The 16,199-nt window shown below is 44.6% G+C and carries 15 protein-coding genes; 12 read left to right on the forward strand and 3 right to left on the reverse strand.

Going from position 1 to position 16,199, the window contains the following annotated elements:
• Positions 1–144 precede the first annotated feature (144 nt).
• Positions 145–1,071 carry a DNA replication terminus site-binding protein gene (gene tus / locus XDD1_RS10050; RefSeq protein WP_045970835.1) on the forward strand — a complete coding sequence of 309 codons (927 nt, stop codon included), beginning with the start codon at positions 145–147 and terminating at the stop codon, positions 1,069–1,071.
• Positions 1,072–1,132: 61 nt separating this feature from the next.
• Here tus and fumC read toward each other — a convergent pair whose 3' ends face one another.
• The gene (fumC, locus tag XDD1_RS10055; RefSeq protein ID WP_045970838.1) at positions 1,133–2,527 is read right to left on the reverse strand and encodes a class II fumarate hydratase; all 1,395 of its coding nucleotides are present in this window, start codon (positions 2,525–2,527) and stop codon (positions 1,133–1,135) included.
• A gap of 173 nt (positions 2,528–2,700) precedes the next feature.
• On the opposite strand from fumC, the gene manA reads away from it, so the two are divergent.
• From manA to add, 3 genes are all read left to right on the forward strand, one after another.
• Positions 2,701–3,873 (forward strand): mannose-6-phosphate isomerase, encoded by a 1,173-nt coding sequence (manA, locus tag XDD1_RS10060; protein WP_045970840.1) that lies wholly within the window; start codon positions 2,701–2,703, stop codon positions 3,871–3,873.
• Between the two features lie 110 nt (positions 3,874–3,983).
• Positions 3,984–5,516, forward strand: coding sequence for a YdgA family protein (locus tag XDD1_RS10065; protein WP_045970842.1), 1,533 nt, complete (start codon positions 3,984–3,986; stop codon positions 5,514–5,516).
• Positions 5,517–5,637: 121 nt separating this feature from the next.
• On the forward strand, positions 5,638–6,639 hold the full coding sequence (add, locus tag XDD1_RS10070; protein ID WP_045970844.1) for an adenosine deaminase: 1,002 nt from the start codon (positions 5,638–5,640) through the stop codon (positions 6,637–6,639).
• Positions 6,640–6,757: 118 nt separating this feature from the next.
• Here the strand turns inward: add and XDD1_RS10075 are convergent, their stop codons facing one another.
• Both XDD1_RS10075 and XDD1_RS10080 read right to left on the reverse strand, forming a co-directional pair.
• A complete protein-coding gene (locus XDD1_RS10075) occupies positions 6,758–7,738 on the reverse strand; it encodes a bile acid:sodium symporter family protein (RefSeq protein ID WP_045970846.1) in 981 nt (326 codons plus the stop codon).
• Positions 7,739–7,775: 37 nt separating this feature from the next.
• Entirely contained in the window at positions 7,776–8,816 is a 1,041-nt protein-coding gene (locus tag XDD1_RS10080) for an oxidoreductase (RefSeq protein ID WP_045970848.1), read from the reverse strand.
• Positions 8,817–8,993: 177 nt separating this feature from the next.
• Between XDD1_RS10080 and XDD1_RS10085 the strand changes: the two genes are divergently transcribed.
• From XDD1_RS10085 to nth, 8 genes are all read left to right on the forward strand, one after another.
• Positions 8,994–9,434, forward strand: a complete 441-nt coding sequence (locus tag XDD1_RS10085) for a DUF2569 domain-containing protein (protein WP_045970850.1) — start codon at positions 8,994–8,996, stop codon at positions 9,432–9,434.
• 120 nt (positions 9,435–9,554) lie between these two features.
• A complete protein-coding gene (gene rsxA / locus XDD1_RS10090) occupies positions 9,555–10,136 on the forward strand; it encodes an electron transport complex subunit RsxA (protein ID WP_045970852.1) in 582 nt (193 codons plus the stop codon).
• Positions 10,136–10,759, forward strand: coding sequence for an electron transport complex subunit RsxB (gene rsxB / locus XDD1_RS10095; protein WP_045970854.1), 624 nt, complete (start codon positions 10,136–10,138; stop codon positions 10,757–10,759). The genes rsxA and rsxB overlap by 1 nt, the downstream gene beginning before the upstream one ends.
• Positions 10,752–12,761: an electron transport complex subunit RsxC gene (rsxC, locus tag XDD1_RS10100; RefSeq protein WP_045970856.1), complete on the forward strand. Its 2,010-nt coding sequence runs from the start codon at positions 10,752–10,754 to the stop codon at positions 12,759–12,761. Before rsxB ends, rsxC begins: the two co-directional genes overlap by 8 nt.
• A 12-nt stretch (positions 12,762–12,773) precedes the next feature.
• Positions 12,774–13,853 carry an electron transport complex subunit RsxD gene (gene rsxD, locus XDD1_RS10105; RefSeq protein WP_045970858.1) on the forward strand — a complete coding sequence of 360 codons (1,080 nt, stop codon included), beginning with the start codon at positions 12,774–12,776 and terminating at the stop codon, positions 13,851–13,853.
• A 15-nt stretch (positions 13,854–13,868) separates the two neighbouring features.
• Complete coding sequence (gene rsxG, locus XDD1_RS10110; protein ID WP_045970860.1) at positions 13,869–14,495, forward strand: electron transport complex subunit RsxG; 627 nt, start codon at positions 13,869–13,871, stop codon at positions 14,493–14,495.
• 2 nt (positions 14,496–14,497) lie between these two features.
• Positions 14,498–15,202, forward strand: a complete 705-nt coding sequence (locus XDD1_RS10115) for an electron transport complex subunit E (RefSeq protein ID WP_045970862.1) — start codon at positions 14,498–14,500, stop codon at positions 15,200–15,202.
• Positions 15,203–15,216: 14 nt separating this feature from the next.
• On the forward strand, positions 15,217–15,849 hold the full coding sequence (nth, locus tag XDD1_RS10120) for an endonuclease III (RefSeq protein ID WP_045970864.1): 633 nt from the start codon (positions 15,217–15,219) through the stop codon (positions 15,847–15,849).
• Positions 15,850–16,199: the final 350 nt, after the last annotated feature.

Below are 16,199 nucleotides of genomic sequence, written 5' to 3' on the forward strand. Positions count from 1 at the left end.
CTCCGCAATAGTTGTTTTCTATTTTTGTTTGTTATTAGGCTTTTTGAGGATTGTTGTGGTGTTTTTTGTGAGTTGGGTTTATAGTGAAAATAGTATGTTGTAACTAATTCAAGTTATGTACACTCAATAATGACTGAGAAAATCATGAATAAGTATCTTTCCATAGAATCACTGACAACTTGCTTTAAAAAACAAGAAGAAAAACTATCTGGATTGATTGAGTTGTTGATGGATTATCAACTTATTGATGCACGGGTATTTGAATTACCTGAAATCAAAAAAGGTGAAGAACATGAACAAGTAACCGAAATTATGGTCAACCCGCTATCAGGAAATGAAGCACTCAATGCAGGCTTACGCTTCTATCAAAAGCTATTCATACACCACAATAACCCTAATATCAGCAGCAAAGCGGCAAGCCGGCTTCCTGGAGCTTTATGCTTTGCGGTCAACCACCAGCAACATAAAGAGGCGATAGAAATCATTAAGGAAGTAAACCAATTAAAAATAGAGCTGGAGAATATCGTTACCAAAGAATCTGGTGTCAGTAAAGAGCAACGATTTGAATTTGTTCATGAACATTTACGAGGCCTTATTACCCTGAATGCCTACCGGACTATCACTCCCCTATTGAACCCTGACTCCATTAATTTCGGTTGGGCCAATAAGAACATCATTAATAAAGTCACCAAACAACAGATTTTGGAAAGGCTGGAAAAAAGCTGTAGCGCAGGAAGAGCGGTTCCTCCCTACTCCAGTGATCAATGGGCAGCATTAATCGCATTAGAAATAACTGATATAAAAAAGTTATCCGATGATGTGGTATTGAAAATCAAACGCCCCGTCAAAGTACAACCGATTACCCGTGTATGGTACTCAGAAATACAAAAACAAGTTCAATATGCCTGCCCGCTGCCTGTGATTGCTTTCTACACAGAAGACCGTGAAATCAAACCCAAAATCGGTACCTTGTCCAACTACAATGTCAACGCCATTAAACACAAGCACAAGCCCAAAGCGAAGCCACTTGAGTTGGTCATTCCCCGTCTGCATCTCTACAAAGAAATTTAAGATATAAAAAAACCGGAGTAACTGTTCTCCGGTTTTTACATTTTTGCTTATAACAAGCAAATTACTTCATGCTGCCAACCATATCTTCTGGACGAACCCACGCATCAAATTCAGCTTCAGTCAAGTAGCCTAACTGAAGTGCTGACTGTTTCAGCGTCAGCCCCTCTTTATGCGCTTTTTTAGCAATTTCAGCAGCCTTATCGTAGCCAATATGGGTATTTAATGCCGTTACCAGCATCAGTGATTCGTTCAGCAGTTGAGTGATGCGATCACGATTAGGTTCAATACCAATCGCACAATGCTCATTGAAACTGCGCATACCATCCGCCAGCAAACGAACGGATTGCAGGAAGTTATGAATAACCATTGGACGGAATACGTTTAATTCAAAGTTACCGGATGAACCACCAATATTGATCGCCACATCGTTACCCATCACCTGAGCACATAGCATGGTCATCGCTTCACACTGAGTTGGGTTTACTTTACCCGGCATAATCGAGCTGCCTGGCTCATTTTCAGGGATGGAGATTTCACCAATACCGCAACGAGGACCAGACGCCAGCCAACGAACATCGTTAGCAATCTTCATCAATGATGAAGCCAAGCCTTTCAATGCGCCGTGTGAGTGAACCAATGCATCACAGGTTGCCAGAGATTCAAATTTATTTGGTGAAGTGACAAAAGGATGGCCGGATAATTCAGCAATTTTCTGCGCAACACGAACAGCATATTCAGGATGCGTATTCAGGCCAGTACCGACTGCGGTTCCCCCCAGCGCCAGTTCACACACATGAGGAATGCTGTCTTCAATGTGTTTCAGGTTATGCGTCAACATAGCGGCCCAACCGGAAACTTCCTGACCTAAGGTCAACGGCGTTGCATCTTGCAAATGAGTACGGCCAATTTTTACGATGTCTTTAAATGCGTCCGCTTTATCGGCCAACGTTTTCTGTAGCACTTTTAACTCTGGTAACAGATGGTCACGTAATGCGGTAACTGCTGCAACATGCATAGCCGTTGGGAAAACGTCGTTAGAGCTTTGGCTCTTGTTAACATCATCGTTAGGATGAATCAGACGTTCGTTGCCCCTTTTGCCGCCCAGGATCTCACTACCACGGTTCGCCAACACTTCATTCATGTTCATGTTGCTTTGAGTTCCCGAACCGGTCTGCCAGATAGCAAGAGGGAATTCTGTTGGGTGTTTGTCTTCCAACACCTCTTTCGCCGCAGCAATAATTGCTTCACCGCGTTCTTTAGGCAGAAGGCCCAGATCCATATTGACACTAGCCGCGGCTTGTTTAGTCAATGCAAGGGCATGAATCAATGCAACAGGCATTTTTTCCTGAGAAATGCGGAAATGCTCCAGTGAGCGCTGAGTTTGCGCCCCCCATAATTGGTCAGCAGGTACTTCGATAGGTCCCATTGAGTCTTTTTCAATGCGAGTGGCTGCCATTACTATCTCCTTAGCACACAGAATAATTGAATACGCCGGAATAAACTTTGCAGATAAAATTAGTCGGCATCTGTTTATAATGCCATAAATTTATTATCGATAATGCGACCTAATCGTGTTTATTGTATTGTTGTCATATAAATAAGTGACTTTTTATTATAGGAAATTCTGCCATGCTGAAAATGACCAACAACATCCAACATTATGACTGGGGAAGTAAAACCGCCCTGACGGATATTTATGGTATCGAGAATCCTGACAATCAGCCAATGGCAGAACTGTGGATGGGGGCACATCCGAAATGCAGTTCACTGGTCACCGATCCTCAAACAGGCGAAACGACGGCCTTAAATACGTTGATCGACCAAGAGCCAGAAAAATACCTTGGCAAAAAAGTCGCCCAACAATTCCAACGTTTGCCTTTCTTGTTTAAAGTTTTGTGTGCCGCACAACCCCTGTCTATTCAAGTGCATCCCGATAAGACATCGGCTGAACTGGGTTTTGCCAAAGAAAATGTTCAAGGGGTGCCGTTAGATTCAGCCCAACGTAACTATAAAGACGATAACCATAAGCCTGAATTGGTCTATGCACTAACGCCCTTCAAGGCCATGAATGCTTTTAGACCTTTATCTGAAATCGCGCAATTATTGGATTATGTTTCTGCCGCGCATCCCGATATTCAAACATTCCTCCAGCATCCGACTGAACAAAATTTGTCGTTTCTCTTTTCACAGTTATTGAATATGCAAGGCGAACAGAAACATCGGGCGCTTGCGGTTTTAAAGTCAGCATTAAACAGTCATCAGGGCGAGCCTTGGGATACCATCAAAAAAATGACCTCATTCTATCCCGATGACAATGGACTGTTTACACCGCTCCTGCTCAATGTGGTTGAACTCGAACCCGGCCAAGCGATGTTTTTATATGCCCGCACGCCCCATGCTTACCTTGATGGCGTTGCTCTGGAAGTCATGGCCAATTCTGACAATGTGTTGCGTGCGGGTCTTACCAGTAAGCATATTGATATCCCTGAATTAATGGCTAATCTGGATTTTATGCCAAAAGCTGCCGATACTTTGCTAACTGTGCCAAAACAGGAAAAAGATGGGCTGAATTACCCTGTTCCCGTCAATGATTTTAGTTTTTCTGTTTATGCTGTTTCAGAACAACCCATTTCATTGGAGAATGATTCAGCATCAGTTCTGTTTTGTGTTGAAGGGCAAGCCGTTATCAGCACGGATAAGCAGCAATTGAGATTACGCTCAGGTGAATCAATCTTCTTATCTGCTATAGAAAAAGCCGTAAATGTTTATGGTAACGGGAAAATAGCCAAGGTATCTAATTAATTTAAATTCATAGAGTTATAATTATATCCATTGGTTGTTAATCACATTTTTAGTGAATTTTGACATAAATACAAAACGCCTAACACGCGTTAAAAGGATGGAATTTCCACATGAAAAAATCGTTAGTTGCAGTAAGCGTTATTGTTGCTCTGGGTGCGGTATGGACAGGGGCATCATGGTATACCGGTAAGGCAATTGAAAGTCGTCTGGATGGTTTTATGAAAAAGGCCAACACCGAACTGGCAAAATCATTTCCTGAAAGTGGCATAGAATGGCAGGCAAAAGATTTTAAACGCGGTGTTTTCAGCTCCGATGTCCGTTTCATCCTGACCATCAAAAATGGGGTAAAACGTGCCGACATCTCGCCTAATGAAGAAATCATTTTCAAATCAACGATTGATCATGGACCATTCCCTATTGCCAACCTGAAGACATTTAACCTGATCCCCAAAATGGCTGCTATCCATTCAGAACTTGAACAAAATGATGCCCTGAAAGCGCTGTTTGACTTCAGCAATGGAAAATCACTGTTTAGCTTAGATGCCAAAGTCGGTTATAGCGGCGCGATCGCTGGCAACATTGACTTGATTCCCATCAATCATACAGAAACCAAAAAAAATGGTGAGCAGCGTGTTCTGTCATTCTCAGGTGCCAAAATCAGTGCCGAGACGGATCGTGATTTAAGCGCATTTTCATTCGCAGTCAAAAGTGACGAACTGTCTTTCAGTGATCCGACCAAACAAGAGACAATCTCCCTTAAGGATATTGATTTCAAAGCGGATAATAAAAAAGGCAAATTCGATATCTATATCGGGGATCAAAGCTACAAAGTTGGCGAATTCAGTATGAATGGTATTCCCAATGAACCCAATATCTCCCTTAAAGGCATAAAAGTGACCTCCAGTTTAGGCGAAGATAAAGATAATCTGCATATCAAAATCGCTTATGGCGTTAATGGTGTAAAAATCAAGGATATCGAGTTTGGTTCCGGCCAGTTAGCCTTGAACATGGAGAAATTAGATGGTCAATCTGTACGTAAATTTACTCAAGCCTATAATGATGCAACAGAAGCAACCTTGACGACAGAGGAAGCGTCCTACGCTATCCTCGATAACGTACATCTCCTCCTGAATAAAAACCCACAATTCAGCGTTTCCCCTTTTAGCTGGAAAAACAGCAAAGGTAAAAGTTCAGTCGATTTCAATCTTTCCTTACAAAATATTCCGGAAGATAAGGGGTCGTTGAACCTGATGAAACCGGAAGAGATGGTTCGTACTCTGGTTCAAAAGTTATCTTTGAACGTTAACATCTCTAAGGACATGCTGATAGAATCTATCGTACAGTCAGAAATACTGGACGGTAAGGACAAAGATGCCGCAGAAGCCAAGGCAAAATTACAGGTGCAAATGGTGGCTCAAGAAGGGGTTAAACACAAAATCCTGACGGATAAAAACGGTATCATTGGCCTTGATTTCCATTACGCCGATGACAAAGTTAAATTAAATGACAAAGAATCCAGCTTACACCAATTCCTGCTTGATAATGGCCTTGCCGGAACCTATGATGGTCAAGATGGTGAACAAAATCAGCATGATGATGAGTCTGATGCTGAACTCCCTGCCGTTAAAAGTGAAGTTAAATAAGTGCATCGTTAATCACTAAGATTAAGTCGATAATTAAATCGACAATGCTTTCGCTTTCTTGCCAGTCAACAAGTTGACTGGCTTTTTTGTATATATAAAATTTGATAAGAAGGATAAGAAAATGATTGACATACAGCTTCCACTGACCGATCTACACCGTCACCTTGATGGTAATATCCGTCCCGAAACTATTTTGGATCTTGCCCGTCAACATAATATCCCACTCCCAGCTTATGAACTGGAAGCATTACGTCCCCATGTCCAAATCATTGAAAATGAACCTAACCTCGTCAGCTTCCTGCAAAAATTAGACTGGGGAGTGACGGTACTTGCCGATTTAGAGGCTTGCCGCAGAGTTGCCATTGAAAACGTTGAAGATGCGGTCAATGCAGGTCTTGATTACGCTGAACTGCGTTTCTCTCCTTACTACATGGCGATGAAACACCAGCTCCCCATTGAAGGTGTCGTAGAAGCCATCATCGATGGTATTCATTCAGCAAGCCAGCAACATGATATTCAGATCCGTTTGATTGGTATCCTGAGCAGGACATTTGGTGAAAAAGCCTGTAGCCAAGAACTCGCCGGACTGTTGGCGCACAAGCAACACATTACCGCATTAGATCTGGCGGGTGATGAGTTAGGGTTCCCAGGTCACCTCTTTGAACAACATTTTAACCAAGCGCGTGATGCAGGCTGGAATATTAGCGTACACGCCGGTGAAGCCGCGGGTGCAGAAAGCATTTGGCATGCGATTCGTGAATTGGGTGCCACCCGCATTGGGCACGGCGTAAAAGCCATCACCGATCCTGCCTTAATGGATTATTTAGCTGAACACGGTATCGGTATTGAATCCTGCCTGACTTCAAACCTGCAAACCAGTACAGTCAGTACCTTGCAAGCCCACCCGCTGAAACAATTCCTTGAGCACGGTATTTTGGCATCGATCAATACCGATGACCCCGCAGTAGAAGGCATTGAAATTCGTCATGAGTATCAGGTTGCTGCACCGGCTGCGGGGCTGTCGCCGGCACTGATCCGGCAGGCGCAGATTAACGGGTTGGCAACGGCTTTCCTTAGCGAAGCGGAAAAACAGGCACTCAAAGATAAAGTTGCCAATCGTTAAGAAACGCGCTTTATTTCAAGGATAATTGCAAGAATAGTGACTCCAAGGACGATATTTCAAAGATGGGATTTCAGAAACCGTATTCCAAAGGCAGAAAACCACTCTGCCTTTTTTGTTCTTATTTGGTTTTTAAGCGTTGGGCATAACGTTGGGCAAGGACAGCACAAACCATCAATTGGATCTGGTGGAAAATCATCAACGGTAGCAACATCACACCGACCATTGACGCGGGAAATAACACATTAGCCATCGGCACACCATTCGCCAGGCTCTTCTTCGAACCACAAAACACAATGGTGATTTCATCATCTTTGCTAAACCCCAGCAAACGCGAGCTATAAATATTAATGATTAATACCACTGCCAATAAAACACAGCAGACGATCCCAATCATAAGTAATGAATAGGCATCGATTTTATGCCAGATGCCTTCCACCACCGCTTCACTAAATGCAACATAAACCACCAGCAAGATAGAAGAACGATCCGTCATGTTGACCCATTTCTTATGTTTTTCCACCCAATCCGCAATCAGGGGACGTGATAAATGGCCGACAATAAAAGGCACCATCAACTGTAAGATAATATCTTTTATCGCTTTCCACGTATCGGTGTGAGCACCTCCTTCATGGGTTTGGATCAAGAAACCCACTAATAACGGAGACAGGAATACACCTAATAAACTTGAAGCTGAAGCACTGCATATCGCCGCAGCAACATTTCCCCCGGCAACAGAAGTAAAAGCGATAGATGATTGCACTGTGGCAGGTAAAGCACAAAGATACAAAAAACCCATATAAATCGTTGGTGACATCCATTCCGGCACAATGAAACTCAATCCCATTCCCAATATAGGGAACAAAATAAAAGTGCTGGTGAAAATCACCAAATGCAGCCGCCAATGCCCTATTCCCGCCAAAATGGCATCACGGGATAACTTTGCGCCATGCATAAAAAATAGCAGCGCAATCGCCGCGGTAGTTAAGTACTGAAACCACTTTTTAGCTTCACCTTCACAAGGAAAGAACGATGCAATGATAACGACCGTAATCAGTATCACTAAAAAAGGATCAATTCTTAATTTTTGCAACACGTTCATCAATATAGCTCCCCTTGCCTTACCTGCCACCGTTTAATCAATCAATTAAAATCGTGCGTTGTTCTTTTGCCGATTTCTCACCTGCCTCAATCAGTTTCATAATCAGAATAGCTTCACCGGCAGTGACTGGATTCGATTTTCCAAACAAAATTGCATCACGAATAGCCGCATAGTAAGCGCCATAATTGCCCGGCACCGTTGGAATAACTTTGGTCGCTAAGTCATCACCTTGTGACAACGTCACATAACCATCCCGTGCATCATATCCCCAGTCGGCCCGTGGCGGCCTTTCCCCTGCTTTCAGGCGTTCTTCCTGAGGATCTAAACCATATTTGGTATAACTCCCGGCCATACCATGCAAAGTATAAATGGGTGATTCCACTGCTGCGAGCATGGTTGCATGTAATACTACTTTCAAATTGGGATAAGTGAGCTGTGTATGAAAATAATCCGCAGTTTCTGCATTTGGGCGTATCATGCCTAAATCTGTTGTGATGGCTTGGGGTTTGCCAAACAGTTGAACCGCCTGATCCAGTAAGTGTGGGGCTAAATCATACCAAATGCCGCTGCCGGCTCCGGCAGCTTCGCGCCAACGCTGGCGAACAACGGGACGATAACGATCAAAGTGGGCTTCATAATATTTTAGTGCGCCCAGTTTATTTTCTTTAATGATTGACTTCACGGTCAGAAAGCCAGAATCCCAACGGCGATTATGGAATACAGACAGCAATAATTTCGCCTCTTCGGCTTGTTTTTTCAGCGATTGAGCCTGTTCTACGGTAATAGTAAAAGGCTTATCGACGACAACATGTTTACCCGCAGCCAACGCCTTTTGCGCCAATGGATAGTGTGTATCATTTGGCGTTGGGATCACAATTAGGTCAATGTTGGGATCATTGAAAAGCGCTTCCGGCGAGGAAACAACGGATACTGTTGACCAATCTTTTTTTACTTTATCTGCATCACTGCTGGAAATAGCCACCAATTCAACATTGGGCGTCCCCGCAATCAATGGTGCATGGAATGTCTTACTTGCATAACCATAACCCACCAAACCAACTTTTAAGAAATCACTCATAACTGCCCCTAAAAAATGATCGTAATATCACGCAAATACTGTAAGCAGGTAACAAAGCATCAAAAAGTACCACTACTTATCACAGGTTAGCAACTAATCCGAATTCCAGTTCTACGCTCTTTTTCCTATAATCATTTCCTATATCAAAAAACACGCATGATGGAATGAAAAATTCTTATGTATCAATCCAATGATTATTATCGTATTAACGGCTGGTTATTAGCGCCTGCCGCCTATCTCATCATGACATTAATCGCCGCCAGTTTAATGCTGCTGTTATATATGATGACCTTTATCCATAAAAATGAAACTATTCACCAAATCAGCGGTGGCTTTACCACGCTGTGGTATACTTCGGTATTAACCACGGCAATAATGTGGTGTTTTACTGTCTGGGTATTAAAACTACTTTTTATTCGTTCGAAACGATTCCCGCGTATTTTTATTATTTGGCTGATGATTTCCGTTCTGATCGCGGTAAAGACCTTTGCCTTTTCTCCCATTTCTGATGAAATGGCAATACGCTCCCTATTATGGCCATTACTGGCTGCCGCAGCTTTCGTTCCTTATATTAAACGTTCCCATCGGGTGAAAATGACTTTCACACAAGATCGATAACATACCCCACAATTGATTGTTATCATTCCCCCCACTTGCCCCACATTCAAGTGGGGGAATGTCTATTCAAACTATGTAAGCAGTGTTCCATTTTCCAATCTATTATTTTCAGGTATAGCAATGACTGAATACCTTCTGTTATTTATTGGCACAGTTTTGGTCAATAACTTTGTTTTGGTAAAGTTTTTGGGCTTATGCCCGTTTATGGGAGTTTCCAAAAAACTCGAAACGGCCATCGGCATGGGGTTGGCAACAACATTTGTTCTCACCCTGGCTTCTATCAGCTCATGGCTGATAAACTCGTTTATTCTTATCCCGCTTGATTTGGTTTATTTGCGCACCCTGAGCTTTATTCTCGTCACGGCGGTCGTCGTTCAGTTTACTGAATTAGTCATCCGCAAGACCAGTCCGGCACTTTATCGCCTGTTGGGGATTTTCCTGCCACTGATTACCACCAACTGCGCTGTACTTGGCGTTGCGCTGCTCAATGCCAACCAATCCCACGGTTTTTTACAATCGGCTGTATATGGTTTCAGCGCTGCCGCAGGTTTTTCTCTTGTCATGGTGTTGTTTGCCGCGATTCGAGAACGTCTGGCCGTTGCCAATATTCCGGCTCCTTTTCGTGGTTCATCGATAGGGCTTATCACTGCGGGGTTAATGTCCCTCGCATTTATGGGCTTTAGTGGTTTGGTGAAATTCTAATGATGTCATTATGGATAGCGATCGGTGTATTAAGTGTACTCGGATTAGCCTTTGGCTTAATTCTGGGTTTTGCTGCCCGCCGTTTTAAAGTGGAAGAAGATCCGATTGTCGAAAAAATCGATAATTTATTGCCCCAGAGTCAATGTGGACAGTGCAGCTACCCTGGTTGTCGCCCTTACGCGGAAGCCGTTGCCAACAATGGTGAGATGATCAATAAATGCGCTCCCGGTGGCGAGCAGGTTATGCTCAAAATCTCTGAGTTATTAAGTGTTGATCCACAACCGCTGGATGGTGACGAAAGCGTGCAAAACCCAGCCAGAAAAGTGGCTTTCATTGATGAAGAAAACTGTATCGGCTGCACAAAATGCATTCAGGCTTGCCCTGTCGATGCCATTATTGGCGCAAACCGTGCCATGCACACCGTTGTCGAAGATCTCTGCACAGGTTGTGACCTATGCGTCGCGCCTTGCCCAACCGATTGCATTACGATGATCCCCGTTGCTACAACGACCTCAAATTGGAAATGGGATTTAAACACCATTCCGGTAAAAAACATTCCTGCCACCCCAGAACCGGCGTTGTTCTCTCCAGCGAAGCATGTTGAGGTGAAAGCCAATGTTTAATCTGTTCAACTTGCTGAATAAGAATAAAATCTGGGATTTTGATGGTGGTATCCATCCGCCAGAAATGAAACTGCAATCTAGCTGTACCCCATTACGCTATGCTCCATTGCCGGATGAATTGATCATTCCTCTACAGCAACATTTGGGGCCAGAGGGTGAATTGTTGGTTAAAGCGGGTGATAAGGTCTTAAAAGGCCAGCCGTTAACGGTTGGCATGGGCAGGACAGTCCCTGTTCATGCGTCCACATCGGGAACCATTATCGCCATTGAGCCTTGTGTTACCGCTCATCCTTCTGGGCTGAAAGAATTGTGTGTCCGCTTGCGCCCTGATGGTAAAGACCAATGGGGAGAACGCATCCAAGCCGCTGATTACACCACACTGGATGCTAATGAAATATTGCAACGCATTCAGCAAGCGGGTATTGCCGGCTTAGGTGGGGCCGGCTTCCCGACCGAAACAAAACTCAAAGGTGGGCGGCATAATCTCAAGACGCTCATCATTAATGCGGCTGAGTGTGAACCCTATATCACCGCTGATGACCGTTTAATGCAGGAACATGCGCCAGAAATTATTGCGGGTATCCGTATCTTGATACACTTGCTCAACCCAAAGCAGGTGCTGATTGGGATTGAAGATAACAAACCTGACGCCATTCATGCCCTAAACACCGCACTTGATGGTGATAAATCCATTATTGTGCGGGTCATTCCAACAAAATATCCTTCTGGTGGTGCCAAGCAACTGACCAAGATCCTGACCGGACAAGAAGTCCCTTCTGGTGGACGCTCTTCCGGCATCGGCGTTCTCATGCAAAACGTGGGCACCGTCGTGGCAATAAAGCGAGCCATTATTGATGGTGAGCCATTAATTGAGCGAGTTGTCACGCTGACCGGTGAATCGGTCACTTCACCCGGTAATTTCTGGGCCCGTCTTGGCACGCCAGTTCAATTCCTGTTACAACAAGCGGGATTTAACCCCTGCTCGGAACAAATGGTCATTATGGGGGGGCCGTTAATGGGTTTCACTCTGCCTGACCTGAATGTTCCCATCGTCAAAATCAGTAACTGTATCCTTGCGCCTTCGGTACAAGAGATGGAACCTAAAGCGATTGAAGAGGCGTGTATCCGTTGCGGTTTATGCGTTGAAGCCTGCCCTGCTGGGTTATTGCCCCAACAACTGTATTGGTTCAGCCGTGGGCAAGAGCATGAAAAAGCGAAAGATCACCATTTATTTGACTGTATTGAATGTGGTGCCTGTGCTTATGTGTGCCCAAGTAATATTCCTTTAGTTCAATACTATCGACAAGAAAAAGCCGAAATACGAGCTATAGACGCAGAAGCACGCCGCTCTGCTGAAGCGAAGCTACGTTTTGAAGCCAAGCAAGCCCGTCTGGAACGGGAAAAATTGGCGCGCGAAGAACGCCATAAAAAAGCGGCGGTTCAAGTGGATAGCAGCGATAAGAGTGCGGTACAAGCGGCTCTTGCCCGTGTGAAAGAAAAACAGGGAAATGCGGGTGAATCTATCATGGTGCAAGCAGGTCAATCACCTGACAACGCAGCGGCAATTGCGGCACGTAAGGCCAGAAAAGAACAGTTACGTGCCCGTCAGGCAGAGAAACCCATTACCACAAGCCCAGATATAGAGACATCAACACCGCCGGCGGAAGACAGCGATCCACGTAAAGCCGCCCTCGCCGCTGCGATAGCCAGAGCCAAAGCGAAAAAAGCCGCCCAAAGCCAGCCTGAGCCAACGCCACCAGCGGCTGTTTCCGAAGTGCCGGAAGAAACCGATCCGCGCAAAGCGGCCGTCGCTGCGGCTATTGCCCGTGCCAAAGCCAAAAAAGCCGCACAAAGCCAACCTGAGCCAACGCCGCCAGCGGCTGTTTCCGCCGAGCCGGAAGAGACCGATCCGCGTAAAGCGGCTGTCGCTGCGGCTATTGCCCGTGCTAAAGCCAAAAAAGCGGCTCAAGCTCAAGAAGAACAAAAAGTTACAACAGAATAGTGAAATTTATCGATGAAATTTAGGCCAGTAAACACTGACAACAGTTCATTAAAAGTCGCAAGTTCGCCTTTTACCCACAGTCAAAAAAGCACCAGCCGGATCATGATTTGGGTGGTTTTAGCTGCCGTACCCGGTATTGCAGTACAGACCTACTTCTTTGGCTATGGAACATTATTCCAGATCTTGCTGGCGGTCATGACGGCATTGCTGGCAGAATCTGCGGCTATTGCGCTAAAAAAGCAACTCATACTTCCCTACCTGAAAGATAATTCAGCTCTCGTTACAGGGTTACTGTTAGGTATTAGCCTGCCGCCATTAGCACCGTGGTGGCTAATCGTACTTGGGACATTCTTTGCCATCATTATTGCGAAGCACCTGTATGGCGGGCTTGGGCAAAACCCATTTAATCCTGCCATGGTCGGCTATGTTGTTCTGCTGATCTCATTTCCTGTCCAAATGACCAGTTGGATGCCCCCGGAGTCTTTACAGGCATCAACCTTAACGCCGTGGGATAGCTTGATGGTCATTTTCACAGGGCATACGCCAGAGGGTTCCACTTTATTGCAACTGCAACAAAGCATTGATGGAATGAGTCAAGCCACACCGCTGGACAGTTTTAAAACGGGCAGACTGACTCACCATATTGATGAAGTATTGCAACAACCTATATTACAAGGTGTTTTGGCAGGTATTGGCTGGCAGTGGGTGAATATGGCTTATTTAGCCGGTGGCCTGATGATGCTCAATCGAAAAGTCATTCACTGGCAAATTCCCACAGCCTTTATTTTGTCGTTAGGTATTTGTGCCGTGATTAGCTGGCTGCTTGATCCCACTCGCTATTCACCGCCTTTATTGCAACTCTTTTCCGGTGCAACCATGTTAGGCGCATTTTTTATTGCCACTGACCCAGTTAGCGCATCAACAACACCAAAAGGTCGTCTGGTTTACGGCGCCATGATTGGTGGGCTTATTTGGATAATTCGTGTGTATGGGGGTTATCCCGATGCGGTGGCATTTGCAGTATTACTGGCAAATATCTGTGTACCCCTTATTGACCATTACACCCAGCCTCGTGCTTACGGCCATAAATAGGAAAGAAAGAATACTATGTTAGAAACTATGCGTCGCCACGGTATTACCCTTGCTATTTTCGCGGCCTGTACCACCGGGTTAACGGCACTGGTTTATTCGTTGACAAAGGACCGGATCGCCGAACAAGCTGCTTTGCAGCATAAGATATTACTGGATCAAGTTGTTCCGCCTGCTTTATACGATAATGATATGCAAAATGAATGTTATCTGGTGACCAACAATGCGTTAGGCAATGAGCAGCCCCACCGTCTTTATCTCGCCCGTAAACAAGGCGTTCCCATTGCCGCCGCATTGGAAAGCACAGCGCCTGATGGTTATTCAGGTGCAATTCAATTACTGGTGGGCGCGAACTTTTCTGGTAACGTGCTAGGTGTCCGAGTCACTGAACATCATGAAACACCGGGTTTGGGGGATAAAATTGAGGCCCGAATTTCCGATTGGATCTATGCTTTCTCTGGCAAGCAAGTAATGTCAAAGGATGATCATAACTGGGCGGTCAAAAAAGACGGCGGGGAATTTGACCAATTTACCGGTGCAACCATTACTCCCCGTGCTGTCGTCAATGCCGTTAAACGGACAACGCTTTATCTGGAAACCGTACCGGAACAACTTTCCTCGCTACCCACTTGTGAAGAGAAATAATCATGAATGAAACAAAGAACCTATTTATTCAGGGACTCTGGAAAAACAACTCCGCGTTAGTACAGCTTTTAGGGCTTTGCCCTTTGTTGGCTGTTTCCTCGACGGCAACCAATGCCTTGGGATTAGGATTGGCTACCACACTAGTTTTAGTGTGTACCAACATTGCAGTATCAGCCTTACGGCGTTGGGTGCCCCATGAAATTCGTATTCCCATTTATGTGATAATCATCGCGTCTGTCGTCAGTGCCGTCCAGATGTTAATCAATGCCTTTGCTTTTGGTCTTTATCAATCATTGGGGATTTTTATTCCCTTGATTGTGACTAACTGTATTGTCATTGGCCGTGCCGAAGCCTACGCCTCAAAGAACTCGATTTATCATTCGACAATTGATGGTCTTTCAATGGGATTAGGTGCGACTTTTGCTTTATTTGTTTTAGGCGCCATGCGGGAAATTTTAGGAAACGGGACTCTTTTTGATGGTGCAGATTTATTGCTGGGCAGTTGGGCCAAATCCCTGCGCATTGAAATCATTCATATGGATTCCCCTTTCCTGCTCGCCATTCTCCCACCAGGTGCTTTTATTGGGTTGGGTTTGCTACTGGCAGGAAAATATCTCATTGATGAGCGCATCAAAAATCAGGCAAAAAATGAAGAACGTGAGTATAACGTAGAAAAAGGCTGTGGAAGTCATATTACAAGAAGCTGAAGGTGTAACCAGATATGAATCAACAAAAACGGGTTGAGATCCTCACCCGCTTACGGGATAGCAATCCGCACCCAACAACTGAGCTGGTGTTCAACTCGCCATTTGAGTTATTAATTTCTGTTTTACTGTCTGCTCAGGCCACGGATGTCAGCGTAAATAAGGCAACGGCAAAACTATATCCCGTTGCCAATACCCCGCAGGCGATCCTTGATTTGGGCGTTGAGGGTTTAAAGACGTATATAAAAACCATTGGGTTATATAACACCAAAGCCGAAAATGTGATTAAAACCTGCCGGATATTACTGGAAAAACATCAAGGAGAAGTACCGGAAGATCGCGCAGCGCTGGAAGCGCTGCCGGGAGTCGGCCGGAAAACGGCTAATGTTGTCTTAAATACGGCTTTTGGCTGGCCAACCATTGCCGTTGACACGCATATTTTTCGTGTCAGCAATCGGACTCAATTTGCACCGGGGAAAAACGTGGATGAAGTTGAGAAGAACTTATTGAAATTCGTACCATCCGAATTCAAGGTTGATTGCCACCATTGGCTGATTCTGCATGGTCGCTACACTTGTATTGCCCGTAAACCGCGCTGTGGCTCCTGTATTATTGAAGATCTTTGTGAATATACGGATAAAACCGAATAATAAAAAACCATAAAATATTACCATCTTAAATCTCCATCAGCCTGTCCCCTGTCTAATCATCAATGGCAGGAGACAGGCTAAATAAACCATTATTGTTGTATTTCCCCCTTTCTTACCCCTTAAATCGTTGGATAGCTTTTTGTGTTTTTGAGTTGATGTTTGTGGTTATGGTTTTAACCTTATAAGTATGTTGTAACTAAACTTCACTGTTAATTCATATTGCCTGTTTTCTTCGTCGAACACCGCATTTTTTTGGCTTGCACCACAATTTTTCCTGTTTTGATAAGATGTTACTTGCTCCACACTTCCGATTCGCGTAAAACTGTTGTCCAAAATTATCGATAATAACT

This window comes from Xenorhabdus doucetiae (genome assembly GCF_000968195.1).
Classification (GTDB): Bacteria; Pseudomonadota; Gammaproteobacteria; order Enterobacterales; family Enterobacteriaceae; genus Xenorhabdus; species Xenorhabdus doucetiae.

Coding starts and splice junctions, on each gene's coding strand:
- tus (WP_045970835.1), top strand. CDS start 145: ATGAATAAGTATCTTTCCATAGAATCACTGACAACTTGCTTTAAAAAA.
- fumC (WP_045970838.1), bottom strand. CDS start 2,527: ATGGCAGCCACTCGCATTGAAAAAGACTCAATGGGACCTATCGAAGTA.
- manA (WP_045970840.1), top strand. CDS start 2,701: ATGCTGAAAATGACCAACAACATCCAACATTATGACTGGGGAAGTAAA.
- XDD1_RS10065 (WP_045970842.1), top strand. CDS start 3,984: ATGAAAAAATCGTTAGTTGCAGTAAGCGTTATTGTTGCTCTGGGTGCG.
- add (WP_045970844.1), top strand. CDS start 5,638: ATGATTGACATACAGCTTCCACTGACCGATCTACACCGTCACCTTGAT.
- XDD1_RS10075 (WP_045970846.1), bottom strand. CDS start 7,738: ATGAACGTGTTGCAAAAATTAAGAATTGATCCTTTTTTAGTGATACTG.
- XDD1_RS10080 (WP_045970848.1), bottom strand. CDS start 8,816: ATGAGTGATTTCTTAAAAGTTGGTTTGGTGGGTTATGGTTATGCAAGT.
- XDD1_RS10085 (WP_045970850.1), top strand. CDS start 8,994: ATGTATCAATCCAATGATTATTATCGTATTAACGGCTGGTTATTAGCG.
- rsxA (WP_045970852.1), top strand. CDS start 9,555: ATGACTGAATACCTTCTGTTATTTATTGGCACAGTTTTGGTCAATAAC.
- rsxB (WP_045970854.1), top strand. CDS start 10,136: ATGATGTCATTATGGATAGCGATCGGTGTATTAAGTGTACTCGGATTA.
- rsxC (WP_045970856.1), top strand. CDS start 10,752: ATGTTTAATCTGTTCAACTTGCTGAATAAGAATAAAATCTGGGATTTT.
- rsxD (WP_045970858.1), top strand. CDS start 12,774: ATGAAATTTAGGCCAGTAAACACTGACAACAGTTCATTAAAAGTCGCA.
- rsxG (WP_045970860.1), top strand. CDS start 13,869: ATGTTAGAAACTATGCGTCGCCACGGTATTACCCTTGCTATTTTCGCG.
- XDD1_RS10115 (WP_045970862.1), top strand. CDS start 14,498: ATGAATGAAACAAAGAACCTATTTATTCAGGGACTCTGGAAAAACAAC.
- nth (WP_045970864.1), top strand. CDS start 15,217: ATGAATCAACAAAAACGGGTTGAGATCCTCACCCGCTTACGGGATAGC.